The sequence below is a fragment of the Affinundibacterium danionis genome (assembly GCF_042432465.1).
GTDB lineage: Bacteria > Pseudomonadota > Gammaproteobacteria > Burkholderiales > Burkholderiaceae_D > Undibacterium > Undibacterium danionis.
Map to the genome: position 1 here is coordinate 289141 of NZ_JBHLXJ010000016.1, position 20609 is coordinate 309749.

Annotated in this window: 12 protein-coding genes; 10 read left to right on the top strand and 2 right to left on the bottom strand. The window is 48.3% G+C overall.

Translation table 11 applies throughout. The features are described 5' to 3' along the window. Positions 1-420: 420 nt before the first annotated feature. From ACFFJH_RS15790 to ACFFJH_RS15800, 3 genes are all read left to right on the top strand, one after another. Entirely contained in the window at positions 421-4038 is a 3618-nt protein-coding gene (locus ACFFJH_RS15790; RefSeq protein WP_390213893.1) for an indolepyruvate ferredoxin oxidoreductase family protein, read from the top strand. Between the two features lie 181 nt (positions 4039-4219). After that, positions 4220-4612, top strand: coding sequence for a DUF423 domain-containing protein (locus tag ACFFJH_RS15795; RefSeq protein ID WP_390213894.1), 393 nt, complete (start codon positions 4220-4222; stop codon positions 4610-4612). Between the two features lie 22 nt (positions 4613-4634). After that, positions 4635-4895, top strand: a complete 261-nt coding sequence (locus ACFFJH_RS15800) for a hypothetical protein (protein WP_390213895.1) — start codon at positions 4635-4637, stop codon at positions 4893-4895. Between the two features lie 119 nt (positions 4896-5014). On the opposite strand, the gene ACFFJH_RS15805 is transcribed toward ACFFJH_RS15800, so the two are convergent. Then, positions 5015-5563: a GNAT family N-acetyltransferase gene (locus ACFFJH_RS15805; protein ID WP_390213896.1), complete on the bottom strand. Its 549-nt coding sequence runs from the start codon at positions 5561-5563 to the stop codon at positions 5015-5017. A 508-nt stretch (positions 5564-6071) separates the two neighbouring features. On the opposite strand from ACFFJH_RS15805, the gene ACFFJH_RS15810 reads away from it, so the two are divergent. The 3 genes from ACFFJH_RS15810 (at position 6072) to ACFFJH_RS15820 (ending at position 12815) form a co-directional block, all read left to right on the top strand. Beyond that, the gene (locus ACFFJH_RS15810) at positions 6072-7271 is read left to right on the top strand and encodes an efflux RND transporter periplasmic adaptor subunit (protein WP_390213897.1); all 1200 of its coding nucleotides are present in this window, start codon (positions 6072-6074) and stop codon (positions 7269-7271) included. 2 nt (positions 7272-7273) lie between these two features. After that, positions 7274-10486 carry an efflux RND transporter permease subunit gene (locus tag ACFFJH_RS15815; protein ID WP_390213898.1) on the top strand — a complete coding sequence of 1071 codons (3213 nt, stop codon included), beginning with the start codon at positions 7274-7276 and terminating at the stop codon, positions 10484-10486. Between the two features lie 346 nt (positions 10487-10832). Further along, entirely contained in the window at positions 10833-12815 is a 1983-nt protein-coding gene (locus tag ACFFJH_RS15820) for a PhoX family protein (protein WP_390213899.1), read from the top strand. Positions 12816-12913: 98 nt separating this feature from the next. On the opposite strand, the gene chrA is transcribed toward ACFFJH_RS15820, so the two are convergent. Then, a complete protein-coding gene (gene chrA / locus ACFFJH_RS15825) occupies positions 12914-14299 on the bottom strand; it encodes a chromate efflux transporter (protein ID WP_390213900.1) in 1386 nt (461 codons plus the stop codon). Positions 14300-14430: 131 nt separating this feature from the next. On the opposite strand from chrA, the gene ACFFJH_RS15830 reads away from it, so the two are divergent. The 4 genes from ACFFJH_RS15830 (at position 14431) to ACFFJH_RS15845 (ending at position 20579) form a co-directional block, all read left to right on the top strand. Continuing rightward, positions 14431-15015, top strand: coding sequence for a TMEM175 family protein (locus ACFFJH_RS15830; protein ID WP_390213901.1), 585 nt, complete (start codon positions 14431-14433; stop codon positions 15013-15015). Between the two features lie 66 nt (positions 15016-15081). Then, the gene (locus ACFFJH_RS15835) at positions 15082-16098 is read left to right on the top strand and encodes a proline iminopeptidase-family hydrolase (protein WP_390213902.1); all 1017 of its coding nucleotides are present in this window, start codon (positions 15082-15084) and stop codon (positions 16096-16098) included. An 84-nt stretch (positions 16099-16182) separates the two neighbouring features. After that, positions 16183-19029 carry a DUF3160 domain-containing protein gene (locus tag ACFFJH_RS15840; RefSeq protein ID WP_390213903.1) on the top strand — a complete coding sequence of 949 codons (2847 nt, stop codon included), beginning with the start codon at positions 16183-16185 and terminating at the stop codon, positions 19027-19029. After that, the gene (locus ACFFJH_RS15845; protein WP_390213904.1) at positions 19011-20579 is read left to right on the top strand and encodes a CapA family protein; all 1569 of its coding nucleotides are present in this window, start codon (positions 19011-19013) and stop codon (positions 20577-20579) included. The genes ACFFJH_RS15840 and ACFFJH_RS15845 overlap by 19 nt, the downstream gene beginning before the upstream one ends. Positions 20580-20609 lie beyond the last annotated feature (30 nt).

Below are 20609 nucleotides of genomic sequence, written 5' to 3' on the forward strand. Positions count from 1 at the left end.
TCTCGCTGCTTGTGTACCGGCTTCGACTCGAACCGACTCAATCCGACTCAAATCGAAAATCGTAATTCAAAATCATGCTTCGAAAGCGCACTTCAAAATCCTAATTCATTCTCGCAGATTTTTCTTAGCTACTCAAAAAAATTAAACTTTTTAATACCTGAAACTTGAGTTAGACCTATTTAAAACACCAGTACACTTCACACAATTGTCAGCCATACTGTACCGGTCTTTTTGGCCAAGACTGTGCATGGGGGCGTCAAATACACCGTGTTACTGTGCTGCCCTTGCAAAGTATAGGCTTCCATTCGAAGTCAGATGCTCATTTTTTAGGCATTCGGCGTATGATTCAATCACAAGTTGAAATCATCCGTTGCATGTCACAGGCAAACTTAGGCCAATTAAAATAACTACGGAGGCAGCATGAACTCACCTAGCAACAAGGCAGAGCAAAATTCATTAGTGGATGCTAGCAATAATGCTACTAGCGCCACATCCATCAACCACAATATTTCCCTGGACGATAAATACACGCTAGAACGTGGCCGTGCCTTTATGACCGGCACTCAGGCCTTGATACGGCTGACCATGCTGCAACGTCAAGCGGATGAAAAAGCAGGATTAAATACTGCAGGTTTCCTCACTGGCTATCGTGGTTCACCACTGGGCGCAGTCGATACTACAGCGGCCAAAGCGAAAAAACATTTGGCGAAATACCACGTCACTTTTCACCCCGGCGTAAATGAAGACTTAGCCGCGACTTCGGTATGGGGCACGCAGCAAGTCAATCTGTTCCCCGGTGCCAAATACGACGGCGTGTTCGGCGTGTGGTATGGCAAGGGTCCTGGCGTAGATCGTTGCGGTGACGTATTCAAACATGCGAACTTGGCTGGTACTTCACCGCACGGTGGTGTATTGGTGATTGCGGGTGACGATCATGCCGCCAAATCTTCTACCGCTGCGCATCAAAGCGAACATATTTTAAAAGCCTGCGGTATTCCGGTTTTATACCCAGCAACCGTACAAGAATATTTAGACTACGGCCTACACGGTATCGCCATGTCGCGCTATACCGGCCTGTGGGTTTCGATGAAATGCGTGACTGACATCGTTGAATCTGGCTGCGTGGTGGACATCGATCCAGACCGCGTGAAGCCCGTGATCCCTACTGATTTCACCCTACCTGCTGATGGCGTGCATATCCGCACACCAGATCCAGTATTGGCGCAAGAAACGCGCATGAATAACTACAAATGGTATGCCGCCTTAGCCTATGCGCGTGCCAACAAACTCAATCAAATCATCTGGGATAGCCCAACTGCCAAGATCGGCATTATCACGGCGGGTAAATCCTACCTAGATACGCGTCAGGCTTTAGCTGATTTGGGTATTGACGAACAAGTGGCCAAAGACATCGGCATTCGTTTGTACAAAATCGGTATGACTTGGCCTTTAGAATCCGACGGCGTGCGCGAATTTGCAACCGGGTTGGAAGAGATTTTAGTGGTCGAAGAAAAACGCCAGATTCTGGAATACGCCTTAAAAGAAGAGCTCTACCACTGGGAAGAGGCAGCGCGACCACGCGTGGTCGGTAAATTCGACGACACCGGTGAATGGACCAATATCAAAGGCAGCGGACACGGTGAATGGCTATTACCTGCGACCTACGAATTGAGTCCAGCCCAAATCGCCCGCGCGATTGCATCTCGTATCAGCCGCTACTTCGCCGGACATCCGGTTGAGCAACAAGTGAAAGAACGAGTCGCTTATTTGGAAGCCAAAGAAGCCGCCTTAAATTCTGTCTCCAAACCCGATGCCAACAAAGACCGCATTCCGCATTTCTGCTCAGGCTGTCCGCACAACACGTCCACCAAAGTGCCCGAAGGTAGTCGTGCTTTAGCAGGTATCGGTTGTCACTACATGGTGACTTGGATGGATAGAGAATCAACCACCTTCACCCATATGGGTGGCGAGGGTGTGACTTGGGTTGGTGCAGCACCGTTCACGACCGAGCAGCATGTATTCTCAAATCTGGGTGACGGTACTTACTATCACTCTGGTTTGTTAGCAATTCGCGCCGCGGTTTCTGGTCATGTGAATATGACCTACAAGATACTATTTAACGATGCGGTCGCCATGACCGGCGGTCAGGAATTCGACGGCCCACTTGATCCGGGGATGATTTCACGTCAGATCGCAGCCGAAGGTGTGACGCCGATTATCGTAGTCACCGACGAACCTGAAAAATATCCAGCTGACTATCCATGGGCAGCAGGCGTTACCGTACGCCATCGTAGTGAACTCGATGCCGTACAGCGCGAATTGCGTGAATGCAAAGGCGTCTCCGCGATGATTTACGATCAAACCTGCGCCTCCGAAAAACGTCGCCGCCGGAAAAAAATCGGCAAAGACGGCAAGCCCGGTTTCCCTGACCCAGCCAAACGCGCCGTCATCAACGAAGCCGTCTGCGAAGGCTGTGGCGATTGCAGTGTGCAATCAAATTGCTTGTCGGTAGAGCCTTTAGAAACCGAATTTGGCCGCAAACGTCAGATCAATCAATCGTCCTGCAATAAGGATTACTCCTGCGTGAATGGCTTTTGCCCTAGCTTTGTCACGGTTGAAGGCGGCAAATTAAAGAAACCTGCCAAAGCCAAAATCGAAGCGGGTGGTGCTTTTGATGTGACAAGCTTACCCGCCCCCGTATTGCCAAGTACAGCAACACCGTATGGCGTCATCGTCACCGGCGTCGGCGGTACTGGCGTCATCACCATTGGTCAAATTATGGCGATGGCTGCGCATTTGCAAGGCAAATCCTGCTCCGTGTTGGACATGACAGGCTTGGCGCAAAAAGGTGGGGCGGTAATGTCACACGTACGTTTAGCCGACAAAGCCGAAGACATACAATCCACCCGCGTTGGTACAGGCATGGCAGATTTGGTCATCGGTTGCGATTTGATCGTAACGGCGGGTAAAGATGCGGTCTCTCGTATGGGCGAAGGCCGCACCCAAGGCGCGATCAACGCCAGCAGCAGTCCCACTGCGACCTTCATCAAGAATCCCAACTGGCAATTCCCTGCTGGCTCGGCTGAAGCAGAAATTCGCAAAGCCTGTGGCAATGATCGCGTCGATATGGTGGACGCAACCACCATCGCCACAGCCTTAATGGGCGACAGTATTGCGGCCAATATGTTCATGCTCGGTTATTCATGGCAAAAAGGCTGGGTGCCTTTATCTGAAGCGGCCTTAATGCGCGCTATAGAATTAAATGGCGTACAAATCGACTTCAATAAACAAGCCTTTAACTGGGGTCGGGTTGCCGCCAATGATTTAGCCGCCGTACAACGTTTGACCACGCCGGCGACCGTCATAGAACTGAAGCGCGCACCGAGCTTGGAAGATACGATAGCCAAGCGTGTGGCATTTTTGACCGACTATCAAAACGCGGCTTATGCACAAACGTACAGCGATTTCGTGGCACAAGTAAAAGCCGCCGAGAGCAAAGTTGTCGAAGGTAAAGCCTTGCGTCTGACCGAAGCCGTGGCGAAGTATTTGTTTAAATTAATGGCCTACAAAGACGAATACGAAGTCGCGCGTCTGTACACCGATGGCAAATTCCAAAAGAAAATTGCCGACATGTTTGAAGGCGACTATGCGATCAACTTCCACTTAGCGCCACCGCTATTTGCCAAACGTGACGACAAAGGTCATTTGATCAAGCAGCAATTTGGCCCATGGATGATGAAAGCATTCGGACTGTTAGCCAGTTTCAAATCTTTACGTGGCGGCACTTTCGACATCTTCGGCTACACCGAAGAACGTCGCATGGAACGCGCCTTGCCAGTAGAGTACAAACAAACCATCAGCCAATTGTTGACCCAATTAAACAGCGACAATCTCTCGACACTGGTCGCTATCGCCAGCATCCCAGAAGATATTCGCGGCTATGGCCATGTCAAAGAACGTCACTTTAAAGCAGCGAAAGAGAAAGAAGCGAAGTTGTTGGCGGAATTTAAAATGACGAAGGCAAAACAAGCGGCTTAATATTGCAATAGTCAGTAAAAAGTAATCAGCAAGCACAGCTAGTACCGACAAGGGCGCAAATTGATTTTTGCGCCCTTGTCGTTTTGGACGATTCCATCGCCCAATTCAAAGCAAATGTGCGCTGATCCTGAGCGCTGATTCAGTATAAGATACGCCTTCTTCATTAGCTCCCAAACTTACTATGCAAGCACGTCACATAGCCGCCTGCGGCGCACTCAATATGTTTATCGCCATCGCCTGCGGCGCCTTTGGTGCGCATGCGCTCAAAAAAATACTCAGTGCTGACATGCTAGCCATCTGGCACACGGCAGTGCAATACCAAATGGCACACGCTTTGGGGCTGCTATTGATCGTTACACTGACTCAACGTTTGTTACCTACAACGGCACTTAGCAAAATCGGTATTACATTTTTATTCGGGATTATCGTATTCAGCGGCAGTCTTTATTTATTAGCGCTGACTGGCATACGATGGCTAGGCGCGATCACACCGATTGGCGGCGTGGCGTTTTTACTTGGTTGGGGTTTGTTGGGGTGGGGGATATTGAAGCAAAAAAGCCCTAACAAATATTGAATACTATGACAAAAGGACGTCCATGACATTCAAGAAAAAATATCAAATCATTATGTCGTTATTGTTTGCCGCAATAATGACTTATGGCTTTGTCAAATTTAGTGATGCACCTATCAAACCTTGTGAGAAGTATGTCTATTGTGGCAAAGGCGGGCATGCGCATACTCTCGAGGAATACGAAGCGTTTCGGCAATGGGAAACTTTGCTAATTGTGGTTGGTCTACTGCTAGCACCTAGTTTTTGGAACATAAAAAACTTTATGCGGGATACACCAAGACCATAATTCAGCACCAAAAACTCTGTGGGTTTAGTAAAACCTTCGCAGGCGTGCGAATACGCTGCGCTATTCGCACCTACTTAAGTCGGTCACCTGAACTCCGTCAGGATTCGCGCGACCAAGCTTCAGCCCAAAACCTTCTCCATCTCCACCATCTGCAAATCCTTGACCAAACGGAATTCATCACCGACTTCGGCTGGAAAAGGTTTAATTTTGCCGTTCTGGCGATACCCACGTCTTTCGTAGTAGGCGATCAATTCTTTGCGTACGCTGATCACGGTCATCCACATTTTTTTGACGCCCCATAAATCTTGTACTAATTGCTCGGCCGCTTGCATGAATTGCTTGCCTATGCCGCCGCCTTGCAAACCAGGTTTCACGACAAATAGGCCTAGGTAAGCGGCCTCTAAGGTTTTTTCTAAATGCACACAGCCTATGATTTGTTCGTTTTGCAAACACAACAAGATCACCGAGTTATCGGCTTCTAATAAATTGCAGACTTCTTCGGCATCAATGCGGGTGCCGGTGAGTAAGTCAGCTTCAGTCGTCCAGCCTGTGCGACTAGAATCGCCGCGATAGGCGCTGTTGACCATTTTCGCAATATAGTCGGCGTCTTGTTTCACGGCCTGACGGTAGCTAATCGTTGTTGGTGTTAATGGAGACGGTTCGGTCATAGCGAGAGAGTTGAAAAATGGTTGAAAAAGTGTACTCAGTTAGTGCACCCAAATGGAGAGCTAGATCATAACACGCAGCACATAGCAGCATCGAGGGGGCAGCATGTACGGACAGGGCGATTGTATGAAGGAATAAGGCTAAAACCTCTCAACACAGGTAAGCAGCAAGCTGCGACCAGAGATGTAGAGAAAAAGCGAGAGGAGTACATTATTGACCTAGTTTTAGCGGACTTCTCCTGTTTTTCTCGGTGGCTCTGTGTCTCTGTGGTGAGAGGTTTGTTTTTTTGATCTGCTTCATGCAATTGCCCTACATATACAGACCCCGCTTCCATTATCGAAAACGCATGAAGTCAAAAACGCTAGCTGAAGCCGTATTTCATTTCACTCCGGCTTTTTTGCATTTCATCCCTGCAAATCGGCGCTTGACTACTTTGCATCTTGAATTAGCACCCCCGCTGCGGAATACTCACTATCGCGAATCCACCCCTTACCTCAGTAGGTACCCATCATGTTACGTAAAACAATTCTTGTACTAGCCATCGCTTCGGCGCTCAGCGCATGCAATAACTCAGCCCCTGATGCAAAATCGAGCGCGTCAGCCAGCGCGAGTGCCTCTGCTACTGTCGCTAAGAATGCGGCGAACACAGGTCCAGAAAAACTGATCATCGCCAATGAAGACGTATTGAACCTGCAAAATAATGCATTAGCCTCTGGTCCTGTGGTGATCGGTTCTATTCAACCAGAACGCAAAGCCGATTTACGTGCCGAGGTATCGACTGTCGTACTGCAAGTCTTGAAAGAAAATGGCGAAGCAGTCAAACGTGGCGACGTGATCGTACGTCTGGATGAAACCTCTATCCGCGACAACTTAAATTCTGCGAACGATGCAGCGCGCAATGCCGCATTAGCATTAGATCAGGCCGATCGTAATCTACAACGTCTGAAAACTTTACGCGCTTCAGGCATGACGTCTATGCAAGCCTTGGACGATGCCGAAGTCCGCCGCAATACGGCACAAAGCGAAGTCTCGGCCGCCAAAGCACGTGCCGCATCAGCTCAACAACAACTGCAACGCACCATCGTGCGCGCGCCATTTGATGGCATCATCAGCGAACGCAAAGTCTCCCCTGGCGACACTGCCTTGGCAGGCAAAGAATTAGTCAAAGTAATTGATCCTAATAGCATGCGCTTTGCAGGCCGTGTCTCGGCAGACAAAATCGGCATGGTCAAACCCGGTCAAAACGTCAGCTTCCGTATCAATGGCTATGCCGGTCAAGAATTCCGCGGCAAGGTCACTCGGGTTGATCCTGCGGCCAATGACGTGACGCGCCAAGTTGAAGTTTTGGTCGCCTTTGCCGATAGCAAACAACCACGTGTCTCCGGCTTATATGCAGAAGGAAACATAGAAGCAGAAACCGTCTCAGCCTTAATGCTGCCAGAAGGCGCCTTGGTCAAATCTGGCGATAAAACGTACGCCTGGCGCGTGAAAGGCAAGAGTTTAAATAAAGTTGAATTGGCTCTGGGCAGCCGTGATGTCCGCACTGGCAATTACGAAGTGCGCAGCGGTGTAGTCGCTGGCGATATCATCATGCGCAACCCTAGTTCCAGCTTTAAAGAAGGTCAGGCAGTCGAAATGGCGACCACTTTAAACACCAAGACAGCGTTGAATAAAGATTTAAGCGGCACTAAGCTCGCGATGGGGAACTAATCATGTTTCTCTCCGACTTTAGTATTAAACGGCCAATTGCCACTATCGTTCTGATTATTGCGATGATGGCGATGGGCTTACTCGCCATGAGTAAGCTGCGCGTCAATCAAAATCCCGATGTCGAAATTCCGGGTCTGTTCGTGAGTATTCCGTATCCTGGAGCTTCACCCGATACGGTAGAACGCGAAATCGTCAACCGCTTAGAAAAATCGCTGCAAAGCGTGTCTGGCGTCGATGAGGTGTATTCGTATTCAAACGAAGGCAGTGCCGGTTTTGAGATGCGTTTCTCCTTCAAGAAAAATATGATTGAAGCGGCAGAGGAAGTCCGCAACGTCATTTCTTCAGTACGCTACAAATTACCGACCGAAATGCGCGAGCCTATCGTGCAACGCTTCGACCCATCGACTCAGCCTATTCTCAATCTGGCTTTGTCTTCTAGTAGCCAAACCCATGCAGAAATCTCGCGTCTGGCGGAGGACACCTTAGCAACTCGTTTGCGTGGCATTGCAGGCGTCGCCACTGTGAACGTGAACGGTGCCTTACGTCGTGAATTGTCCGTCTTATTGCGCGCTGAAAAATTACGTGAATTTAATGTATCTGCGGGTGAAGTCGTCTCGGCATTACGCAGCCAAAACACCAATGCACCAGTCGGTAAAGTACGTGGTGATTTGGAAGAAGAAAGCATACGCTTAGTAGGTCGTATCGAAAGCCCAGCTGAATTCCAAAACATTGTGGTGAAACGTCGTGGCGACCAAATTGTGCGCCTCGGTCAAGTTGCCACCATCGAAGACGGTTTTGCGGACATCAATGGCTTGAGCATACGCAGTGGCAAACCGAATGTCGGGATTCAAGTCACTCGTTCACGTGAAGCCAGTACCGTTAGCGTGGCGAAAAACGTGGTGAAAGCCGTAGAAGAAATCAACAAAGACCTCGCCAAAGATCATCCCGGCACCAAATTGGAAGTGACGCGCGACGGTGGTAAAGATGCACAAAATAGTTTGAACAATGTGATCGAATCCTTGATTTTCGGTGCCGTATTGACGATCTTCGTGGTCTACGCTTTCTTGAATTCATGGCGTTCGACTTTGATCACAGCCTTAAGTTTGCCAACCTCAGTGATTGCCGCATTCATCGCAGTCTGGTTATGCGGCTTTACTTTAAATTTCATGACTTTGCTCGGCTTGTCATTAGCGATTGGGGTCTTGATTGATGATGCGATTGTAGTACGCGAAAACATTGTGCGTCATATGCAAAATGGTTCTGATCGTCGCACTGCGGCTTTAGAAGGTACGGCAGAAATTGGTTTGGCAGTCGCCGCGACGACTTTCTCCATTATTGCGGTGTTTATTCCTGTCGCATTTATGCCTGGTATCTCTGGCGAATGGTTCCGCCCGTTTGCTTTGACGGTGACTTGTTCCGTCTTGGTCAGTCTCGGTATCTCGTTCACACTCGATCCTATGTTGTCTGCCTATTGGGGTGATCCAGCCGATCATCACACGGCACCGAAAAAAGGTTTGAGTAAAGTCTTGGCACGTTTTAATGATTGGTTTGATCGTCAGGCAGATCGTTATGGTCACGTGATTGCATGGGCTTTACATCATCGTCGCTGGATGGGCGCCATTGCCTTACTGACTTTTGTCGGCGCACTCGCACTGCAAGCAAAGTTCGGTGGCACTAGTTTCTTACCGACCGCAGACTCGGGCAACCTGATGATAGAAGTGCGCACGCCAGCTTCTTCTTCAGTCGAATATGCGCGCCTCAAAATGGAGAGAGCCGCAGCCGTAGCTCGCACCATTGCCGAGGTCAAAGAAACCAATAGCAATATCAATGCAGCAGGTGGCCGTATCTACGTCGACATTGGTAAGAAAAATACCCGTAAGCGTAGCGCCAAAGAAATCGCGGTCGAACTGCGTGAAAAGATCAAACAATTGGTCGGCGCCGAATACGTGGTGTTAGATGATTTGAATAATGGAGCGCGCAAACCGATTCAAATCGAATTCACCGGCCCAGATTCACGCAAATTGATGGAAATCACCAACGCCTACATGGAGCAATTACGTAAAGTACCTGGCGCGGTTGATATCGGTTTGTCTGAACAAGATCCGAAAAAAGAATTGAAGATAGAAATGAATCGTGGTCTGGCGAACTCTATGGGTATTTCGGTCAATGACGCAGCACAGGCTTTACGTGTCGCATTTGCCGGTATCGAAGTCGGTGACTGGGTTGATCCTACAGGTGAAACACGTGATGTGGCAGTTCGTCTGCATCCAGCAGATCGCGTCAGCAAAGAAAACATCGAACGCCTACCCATCGCCGTGTCTGGCACGAACGAAATGATTCCTTTAGATCAAATCGCTACTGTCAGTATGGGTAAAGGTCCGTCCAGTATTGAACATAGCAATGGCAAACGTACGATTACGGTTTCTGCTAATGCACAAGGTCGCTCTAATGGTGAAGTAACGAAAGATGCGATGGACTTAGCCAAATCCTTCAACTACCCACCGGGCTATGGTTTGTCTTTGGCAGGCGCTGGTCAAGATCAGGATGAACTGTTCACAGAAATGTTAATCGCTTTGATCTCAGGGATTGGTTTGATGTACTTGATTTTGGTCATGCAGTTTGGCTCCTTTACTGCGCCTTTGGCGGTGATGTTGTCCTTACCTTTATCTTTGATCGGCGTTGTGATTGCTTTGATGGTGACAGGCAGTACCATCAATCTGATGAGTTTTATTGGCATTATTATGTTGATGGGGCTGGTCGCGAAAAATGCGATTCTGTTACTCGACGCGGCGCGTAAGGAAGAAAAAGCGGGCATGAATCGAGAAGACGCGTTGATGCATGCAGGTCGTGTCCGTCTGCGCCCTATCTTGATGACGACTTTCGCGTTGATCGCCGGTATGATTCCAGTCGCTTTGGGCCTCGGTGAAGGTGGTGAATTCTATCGCCCACTGGCTATCGCCATCATCGGCGGCACGATTACTTCTACTATCTTGACCTTGTTAGTGGTACCAAGTTTCTACGATAGCATCGAGATTGCTCGTGATCGCATGATGGCCAAATTAGGCCGCCGTTCTGATCGTTACAACCAAGTATTAGCCTTAATCGTGACCCTGATCGAAGCAGTGTTAACCTTAACATTTGTACGCTTAATCTTCCGTTTGGTGATGAAAGCCTTCTATGCCATCAGTGGCAAGAAAGCGAAGGTGGCGGCCTAGTGATTTCATGTTTTGTTGGTAAAGTCGAACTGAGTTAGCACCACTTCCTCAGCAAGACTAAGTGAGTAGTACCGGTTTGGGCCTGCATGATTTTTTGTGCAGGCTCTTTTTTTTGTTTTCGAATATTTTTTTCCGAATATAGCAGCACTATTTGAAACATAAATTTGTGACGCCATGATGTCAAAAAGGCGCTTTCGAAGTAGTCCTCAGTTTCATTCTTTTGTCATATTTGCTTTCTATACTCCGCGGGCTGAGTGCTTGAAGAGTCGCCGCATTTTTTACGGCAATTGGTCTTTCCCGACGCTCAAGCTTTTTCCCAATGACCGCATTTTTTGGAATAGAAACTATGTCAAATCAAGTCCACGCTGGCCGTCGCCAGGCACTTAAATTTTTAGCTGGCGTTCCCATGTTACCTTTGGGTTCTGCTTCTATCGCTACGATGCTGACGGGCTGTGGCGGCAGCAGTAATAACAGCGACACATCACAAACACCAGCACCTACTTTTGTTTCTGCGGTATTCGGCGCGATGGCAGCACCAAGCTTAAGCAATCCTGCTGCGATGGCGACCACCACGGTCGGCTCCACATTAAAAATCAGCTTAAGCGACAAGAGCGAAAAAGAATACAAACTGGCTTATCAAACCTTCTTCATCACAGGCGATATGGTGGACGATGGTAAAGGCGGAAAAATTCTGGCCGGCGGTTACTATGACATCAATAACAAACCGATTATGGACACATCGGTAGCAGGCAAAGAACGTCAATTCTTCTCCGACTCACCGGATGGCACGTCTTTATTGTCTCTGCCTAGCCCTACCGTTAGCGGCATCAAAGGTAAAGCAGTCTTCGCGGTGGTACAGTTTGAATACACTACACGTAATCAAGCACTCGCCGACACTTATGGCCAATTGCCATCACCAATCGCGGTATTGACCTTGGATCAAGATCAAACCACAGGTAAATTGAGTCTGGTCAAATACCACAACGTGGATACCTCGAAAGCCAATGGCTTGTGGATCACTTGCGGCTCTAGCTTGTCACCATGGGGTACGCATTTGTCTTCAGAGGAATACGAACCCGATGCACAATTCGTTTCTACTGACGCGCAATTTAAAGCATTTAGTAAAAACACTTTCGGCGACGAAACCAAAGCTAATCCATATCACTATGGTCATTTGCCAGAAGTCACGGTGAATCCTGATGGTACCGGCACGATCAAAAAACACTATTGCTTAGGTCGTATTTCACACGAGTTAGTGCAAGTCATGCCAGATAATCGCACGGTTCTGATGGGTGACGATGCAACCAATAGCGGCCTGTTCTTGTTCGTTGCGGACAAAGAAAAAGACTTGTCCTCTGGTACTTTATACGTTGCTAAAGTGGGCGCGGGTTTCTCCTTAGATACCGCTGCTGCTGGTGCCAAATTAACTTGGATCAAACTCGGTTCCGCGACCAGCGCCGAAATCGAGACCATGGCAAACACCATCAAGCCTACCGACATCATGACGATCTTGAAAGCTGAACCAGTACCAGCAGATCCTAGCTTCACTAAGATTTGGGTGGGTGGCAAAGCCAACTGGATCAAAGTTAAACCTGGCATGGAAAAAGCCGCTGCTTTCCTCGAAACCCACCGCTATGCTTACCTGAAAGGTGGCAGTATGGGCTTCACAAAAATGGAAGGCACAACGGTCAATATCAAAGATAAAGTCGCCTATTCCGCCTTACAAAACATGGTCGATTCCATGGTCAAAGATAATGCCAAAGGTTGGAACGCAGAAAGCGGTATTTCTTTAGACAAGGCATTGGTCGCCGGCGGCGTCATGGCACATACTTTGGGCGGCGGTCAAACTGATACCAGCGGTACTGCGATCAATAGTGAATGGGTACCGACATTAACTAAAGCTTTATTGTTAGGTGAAGATATTGCTGCCGACGCTTTAGGCAACTTGGCCAATCCCGACAAAATCGGCAATCCAGACAATTTAAAATTCTCTGAAAAACTGCGCACCTTGTTTATCGGTGAAGACAGTGGCTACCACGTCAACAACTTCTTGTGGGCCTACAACGTCGACACCAAAGTATTGTCACGTTTGATGTCCATGCCTTCTGGCGCAGAAGCGACTGGTTTGCATGTCGTCGATGATTTGAATGGTTGGACTTACATCACCAGCAATTTCCAACATCCAGGTGATTGGAGCTCTTCTTTGCACGGCAAAGTTCAAGCGACTTTAGATCCATTAGTTCGCGCTAATTACAAAGATCGTTTTGGTGCAGCAGTCGGCTATTTGACGGCGGATGTCACAGGCATTAAGTTGAACAGCGTGAAGTAATCATCAATCACTAACGAGCGCTAAGCAAGTTAGTAAGCAAGGCGGGCTGAGAAAATTTTCAGTTCGCCTTTTTTATGCGCTAGCTAATTCATCAAGCGTCATCCAGCGAAAAAGCGTATCAATAAGCCCGCCAACGCGGCCAAGGCGATCACCCACATCACATTCCATTTTAAGCGGATCAATGCAATCGCCGCCAATACCGCAATACCCGCCGCCCAAGGATCAAAACTACTGACAAAATCAGCGGTAAAACCTTGCGGCCATAGCACGTGATAGGCAAAAAACAGGGTCAGATTAACGATCACACCAACCACTGCCGCAGTGATGGCGCTTAAGGGCGCGGTAAAATTGATTTGATTATGCGTACGCTCAATCAAAGGTCCACCTGCCAGAATAAAAATAAACGAAGGCAAAAACGTAAACCACGTCACCAAAATCGCGGCCACCGCTCCTGCTAAAAAGAGCTGATCTGCACCAAATAAGGCCTGCACATAAACCGTCACAAAACCAACAAAGGCCAGCACCATAATCAAAGGCCCAGGCGTGGTTTCGCCCAAAGCTAAACCGTCTATCATTTGTCCCGCAGTAAGCCAGCCATAGTGATGCACTGCTGCTTGCATCACATAAGGTAACACCGCATACGCACCACCAAAAGTCATGAACGCCGCTTTGGTAAAGAACCATGCCATCTGCGTCAGCGTATGTTGCCAGCCGAAGAGCCAGATCAAACTCAGCATAGGCAAAGCCCACAACAGCACGCCCACCAACAAAACCCGACACAAACCCGCCCAACTGAATCGAGCATGATTAGGTGTCGGTGTCTGATCATCGATCACGGCGACGCCATAGCTCACCTGCTTGGTATGCGCCGTATTCGAGTTATGTCCGCCAGCAGCATGAAAATGTTGTGGCACAAAACGTCCTCCCAAATAACCCACCACCGCAGCACACAATACGATCAAAGGAAACGGTAAATCCAGCGCAAAGATCGCAATGAAAGCAGCCACGGCGATTGCCCATAAACTCGCATTCTTTAAAGTACGTCCACCGATTCTATGCGCGGCTTGTAGGACGATGGCCGTCACCGCCGGTTTAATGCCATAAAAAAGTCCCGCCACTAGGCTAGTCTGACCATAAGCAATGTACAGCCACGACAGGGCAATCAACAACAACAAAGAGGGCAGCACAAATAACACGCCGGCCACCACACCGCCACGCACACCATGTAATAACCAACCGATATAAGTCGCTAATTGCTGCGCCTCTGGCCCAGGCAACAGCATGCAGTAGTTGAGGGCGTGCAAAAAGCGTTGTTCGGAAATCCAACGACGTTTTTCCACTAATTCTTGATGCATAATCGCAATCTGTCCGGCAGGGCCACCGAAACTGATGAAGCCTAGCTTCAGCCAAAACCGTAGGGCTAGCCAAAAATCGGGGAAGGCGGGTGCAACATGATAGTGAGATTCACCAGCGGATTGGGTCATAGCGGCAACTTGTTCAATAGGTGTGCATCAAAAAGCACTTCAGATCAAACATTGTAATCACTAAATTGACAGAACAAAGATCAAATCACCGCAAGTAAATTCGGTAAATTCAAAAAAAGGAAGAGAAAAACATGGGAAAAGGACGTTTAGAAGCTTTCAGCGATGGTGTCATCGCCATTATTATCACCATCATGGTGTTGGAATTAAAAGTGCCACATGGCGAAAGCATAGAAGCACTACTGCCGCTGATTCCTGTGTTTTTCAGCTATGTCCTGAGCTTTGTCTACATTGGGATTTACTGGAACAACCATCATCACATGCTGCATGCCACACACCACATCAGTGCCGGTAATTTATGGGCGAATCTGCATCTGCTGTTCTGGTTATCACTGATTCCGTTCGCTACCGGCTGGATGGGTGAGAACCATTTTTCTGCAGGGCCAACGGCCTTGTATGGCGTGATTTTGTTTATGTCTGCGGTGGCGTATTGGATGCTGCAATATTCCATCATCTGCGCTGCCAGCGACAATGCTGTCATCAAAAACGCCATAGGCCGTGATCTCAAAGGCAAACTGTCTATCGTCTTATACGGGATTGCGATTGCGGTGGCATTTCATCTACCCATACTCTCCCAAATCATCTACGTACTGGTTGCATTCATGTGGTTAATACCCGATCGTAGAATAGAGCATGCTTTAGACCAACATAACAATTAATATGAATTCTTAATGAGGCAAAAAATGAGAAAAATATTCAGCACACTATCCCTTATAAGCGCTTTAGTGATAAATCTAAACGCATGTCAAAAAAGTGATGCACCAGCGACGCCAGCAACCGCGAGCCAAGTAAGCAGCTATTTCGATCAAACCGGACGCGACGATGTATTGTCCGGTGGCGTCAAACAAATCAAGATCAGCACGCCCAAAGGTGACTTTAAAGTTTGGACTAAACGCACGGGTAACAATCCCAGCATCAAAGTCTTATTGCTGCACGGCGGTCCCGGCATGACGCATGAATATTTTGAAGTGTTTGACAGCTATTTTCCGGGCGCTGGGATTGAATATTATTACTATGATCAACTCGGCTCACACTTCAGTGACCAGCCACAAGATCCTTCTCTGATTGACCTGCCACGCTATGTGGAAGAAGTAGAACAGGTACGGCAAGCCCTCAAACTTGACCAGAAAAATTTCTATCTCTTAGGCCACTCATGGGGCGGCATACTGGCGATGGAATACGCTTTGAAATACCAACAAAATCTCAAAGGTCTGATCATCTCAAATATGGTCGATAGCATCCCTGCCTACAATGACTACGCACAAAAAGTCTTAATGCCAGCCATGGATCAAACCGTATTAAAAGAAACCCAAGCGCTAGAAGCGGCCGGTAAATATGAAGACCCGCGCTACATGGAATTACTGATTCCTCACCATTATGAAAAACATGTTTTGCGCATGCCGCAAGCGCAATGGCCTGATCCAGTCAATCGCTCTTTCAAACACGTCAATCCAGCCATCTATGTGTCCATGCAAGGCCCTAGTGAACTCGGTGCCAGCGGTAAATTACTCAATTGGGATAGAAGTAAAGATTTAGGGAAAATCACCGTGCCAACCTTAACCATAGGCGGTCAACACGACACCATGGACCCTGCGTATATGGCAGCGATGGCGAAGAAAGTACAACGTGGGCGCGCACTGACTTGTCCCAATGGTAGTCATATGTCTATGTACGACGATAGCAGCACGTATTTTACGGGTTTGATCCAATTCTTGAAGGATGTTGATAGCGCGAAGTTCTGAAAAAGCGCGGATAAAAAGAAAAGGGAGTTGGTAAGTTATGTGTCAAAATTGCACATATCATCCTAACTCCCCATTCTTTTTTCTATGAAATTGCCGCATAAAACCTTGAGCGCGCTGGCGCTCTGCTTGCTACAAACTTGCGCACTAGCCCAATCCGGAGCACAATCCTCAACACAAAATCCCACAGCTGTCGCCAAGCTAGACTTGGATGTTGGCGAGCAAGTGATCGACTATGACGTGAGTAACGACAGCGCTACCAGTTGGGTTATCGTGAAAAATGCCCAAGGCTATTCCCTCAAACAGTGGCACTTTGCTAGTCAACAAATTCTTAGTTATACCCCGCCTGCCCAAGTAAGTCTTCAAGCCTTGGCGATCCATCCTGCCGACAATAGCGTGATACTACTCACTCGGAATAACGCAGGCGTGTCACGTATTGAACGCCTTGATAGCACGGCGCCACAATGGAAAACACACGTTATCTATCAAACCAACAAACCACTACGTCGCTTGATGATATCGGCAGCGAAACTCAGTCCCTCGTATTTGCAAGACCCCAAAGCGCGAGATGCGCACCGTATCTATTTTGCGCAGAGTAATGGCAAAGCTTGGACCACTTACAGCGTACGCGACGACGGCAGTGCCGCCTACAGCGTAATTGGGGCAGATATTGTGCCCTTACACAAAGATGAAGAATGGGATGGCTCTCCGTTTCAGATGCAGCAAGGCAGCACCTTACCGGCTAGCTTACATCCCTCGGGATTAGCGCTATTAGTTCAAGACGAGGCATCTTGTTTCACCAAACTAAATTATGTTGTCAATGATTGGAGCATAGATAAAGACATAAGCAAAGACCATAAAAAATCTATTTGTGGCGGCTTTTTAGCGTGGTCTCGTAATGGACTATATTTACAGCACTGGCGCAAAAATACGCCCGGCGTTCAACTCTATAGCACTGTATCTAATGACACCATCAAGCTACTTCCCGATTTGAATTTCATCAGCCCTCCCAGCTCTTTGCCTGATGGACAGCATCTGCTGGTGCTAACGCAAGACCTTAAGCAACAACAGCATTTACAAAAGCTAGCGGTCAATATTCCAGCTGGCGATATCAAAAATGCTTGGATGTTCCTGCACGACAAACAAGATGTTGCCACTATTGATCAATACGGTGGCGCATTTCGGCCAATAGACTGGCAGGATTGGCTGACACCGCAAATGTATTCACTATACGATGCAGAAGCCTATCAATGCGCTGCGGGCACCGAAGTCCCCAAACGCCCTTATTTGGTTTCAACGGATTTATTTTGGGAAAATATTGCTGCCGCTTATGAGGGTCTATTCATCTTACACGAGCGCCATGCGGTTATGCCCCATCTCGACGCCTTTCTACGTTCGGCAATCACGCACTACGCAACACTGAGCGCACCAGCCAACACCACGAGCTTCGCGAAAATCATGTATGCGGCTGCCGTAGTCCGAGACAAAAAAGCATTGAATCAAGTACCTGAAGCGCTGCGTCTTCAAGTCAAAGATGAGGTCGCAAAAATCGAAACAGCCAGTGCCAATGAGATATCGCCACTCACTGGCAGCCCACTTGATTACTCCGAATTTAAGCCACGCGGTCACTACGATAGTGACGACAACAGCGCACGCTATTTCCGTGCCGTGCGTTATTTAGCGATGCAAAAACTATCAACCGAAACACTCAGCGAAATTAAGCAACTGCCTAAACCACTCACCGCGGCAGCAACTACTTGGGCTAGAAGTTACGATAGCTTAATCGCACCATCACGCGCCACCTTAGCATGGTCAAGCCAGACACCGGCTAGCGCTACTTATGCGAGAGAATCCGATCCTGAAGCCAAATTATTTCCTCTAGGCTGGGGCTTTGATAACGAGATATTTCATAACACGACTTACCGTCAAAATTGGCCAAAAGAATTACAAGTCTCGCCCAATCATCCGCGCGCCTTACCGTCTGGATTGGATATTGCCGCCGTGCTGGGAAGCGATTTGGCCTATACCTTATTGCAAGGCGATTTCAAAAAATTTCCGTCTTTAGAAAATCGTATCAAAGCACTCAAGCAACAAGCACCTAGCGCTATCCAGCCTAAGCATAGTCTTTACCATGCTTGGATCAATGCGCTGGCCACAGAATTCGCAACGCCACCCGACAGCTTACCGCCCAATTCCAAACAACTATGGCAGACCAAACGTTTGCAAACCGGTTTGGCCTCATGGGCGACGCTGCGTCACGCCAATGTCTTAGTCAACGACATCACTGGCGCGCAAGGTGGCCAAGGCGGCTTTGTCTTTGAGACAGTACAACACGCACCACCGCGCGGTGGCGTAGAACCCGATCCCGCCAGCTTCCATCACATGGCAGATTTACTCGAACAAATCGCCCAACATAGCCATCAGCTTTCTGCGCAGTGGCCGAAAACTAAATCCATACAAGATACCAGCCAAGCCTATCAAAAACGTATTCAAGAAGCCGCCGCGCTGTTGCGTCAATTAGCTGATATGGCCAGTCGGCAAAATCAAGGAAAAGAACTAAGCGCTAAGGAATATGACTTAATCGAAAAAATCGGCGCGTCGGCAGAACATGACTTTTTACTCTTCAAATCCGTCTATAACGCGGATGGCGCGATGAAACAACCTGACCCTATCGCGAAAGTCGCCGACGTAGCAAAAAGTAACGGCACTCGATTATTAGCCGCCGTTGGACATCCCTTAGAGTGGGATCAAAGTGTAGGCAAACCCGGAGCACGCCAATTGATGCGAGCCGCCATCTATAGCTACTACGAAATGACCGCAGCTGAGACTATGACCGACGAAGAATGGCGCGAGGTAGAAGACAAAACTACACGTCCTGCTTGGGTTAAACCTTATGTATTGAAACAGGCACTGGCATGCGCCAAAGTTCGCTGATTTTCACTGGCGTTGTTAACTACATTTACCTCAGTATCACCGCTAAATTTAGAGCTGCATTCCTGCTCTTGATACTGACTAGTGTGTGCTCAGCGCCGGTAGAAGTAACAACAATAGCAGCACCGCCCGTTACTCAATCAGGCTACGATATCGTCGCTGTCGGTGACATTATGCTAGGACGTTTGGTAGAGCGCGAAATGCGCCTGAGCGGTCGTAGCCCTTGGCATTTGATCGCTGATCAATTTCCAGCGAGTCCGGTTCGTCTCGCTAATTTTGAAGCCAGCGTAAGCGGTGATCAACTGCCTTGTCTCGTCAAAACTGATTTGTGTTTACAAGTCTCTGCTGACTACCTGAAATATCTCAAGCAAGCTGGTTTTACCCATCTGTCGATAGCAAACAACCACAGCGCTGATCTGGGAGCAGTAGGTAGAGAACTGACTACACACAGCTTACAACAGCAAGGTATGAGTGTGATCGATGGGCGTCGAGGTCTGCAATTCGGCGAGGCCAATGGTTTGAAATTGGCCTTGATAGCGCTATCGCTAGTCGCCGACGCAAACGGTCACGCAGATCGCATTCCTTCTCTGGCACTCAAGCAACAACTACAACTGGCACGACAACTCGCCGATAAAGTCATCGTCAGTATTCATTGGGGCAACGAGTACCAAAACTGGGTCTCGCAACAACAAAGAGACGCCGCTCTTTGGCTCACAGAACAAGGCGTTGATCTGATACTAGGTCATCATCCTCATGTGATCCAAGCGCCAGAATGTGTGAATGGTAAAGCAGTTTGGTTCTCGCTCGGTAATCATGTCTTCGATCAAAAATATCCGACGACCCACAAAGGCGGATTAGCAGCTTGCCGTTTTTCTCGAAGCAGCGATGCCATCCATTGCGATGCTTATCAAACAGAGCGCAATGGCAGCTCTGCGATCATTCAAAGCCTGATACCCGATAGCGCGCAGGGCGGTCTATCGTGCGAGAGTTCACAAAATAAATCGCCTCCTAGCTTTTATGGCGCGCCCGCAGCAGGCGTAAGTGCAGGTGCAGGTACGGATGCAGGGAAATATCAGTTACGACTTGCCAATCAAACCGACACACAAAAACCTATCGCTGATGGACTGCCCCTACGCAAGATAGAAGCCATACAACTAGGCAAATCTGATCCTGCTTGGCTATTTTTATTGGAATTGGAATCTACTTTTGATCAACGAAAAGCTCTGCGACCTCACGTCTATAGTCTGCGCAATCAGCGCCTATTTCCTCTGTGGCGTGGTTCGGCCTTGGCCTATCCTATACGTGACCTGAGTGTACAAAAAGAACTTGATGGAGTAGCTGGTGCGGACTTTTTATGCGTTTTGCATGAAGCCAAAAGTCATCTAGGGCAAATTGACTTAAGAGAAAATCTAGGAAGTGATGTAGACAAAACCAAGCCACTTATACTGAGTTATGAATGGTCAAAATTCGGCTTCAAGTTAGATAAAAAACCGTCCCACCAGGAGCGCTGTCAACAACTTTGGTCGGAATCCGATTTGAAGGAAATGCAGTGAACGCAAGAATGCAGCGGACCAAGCTCATCC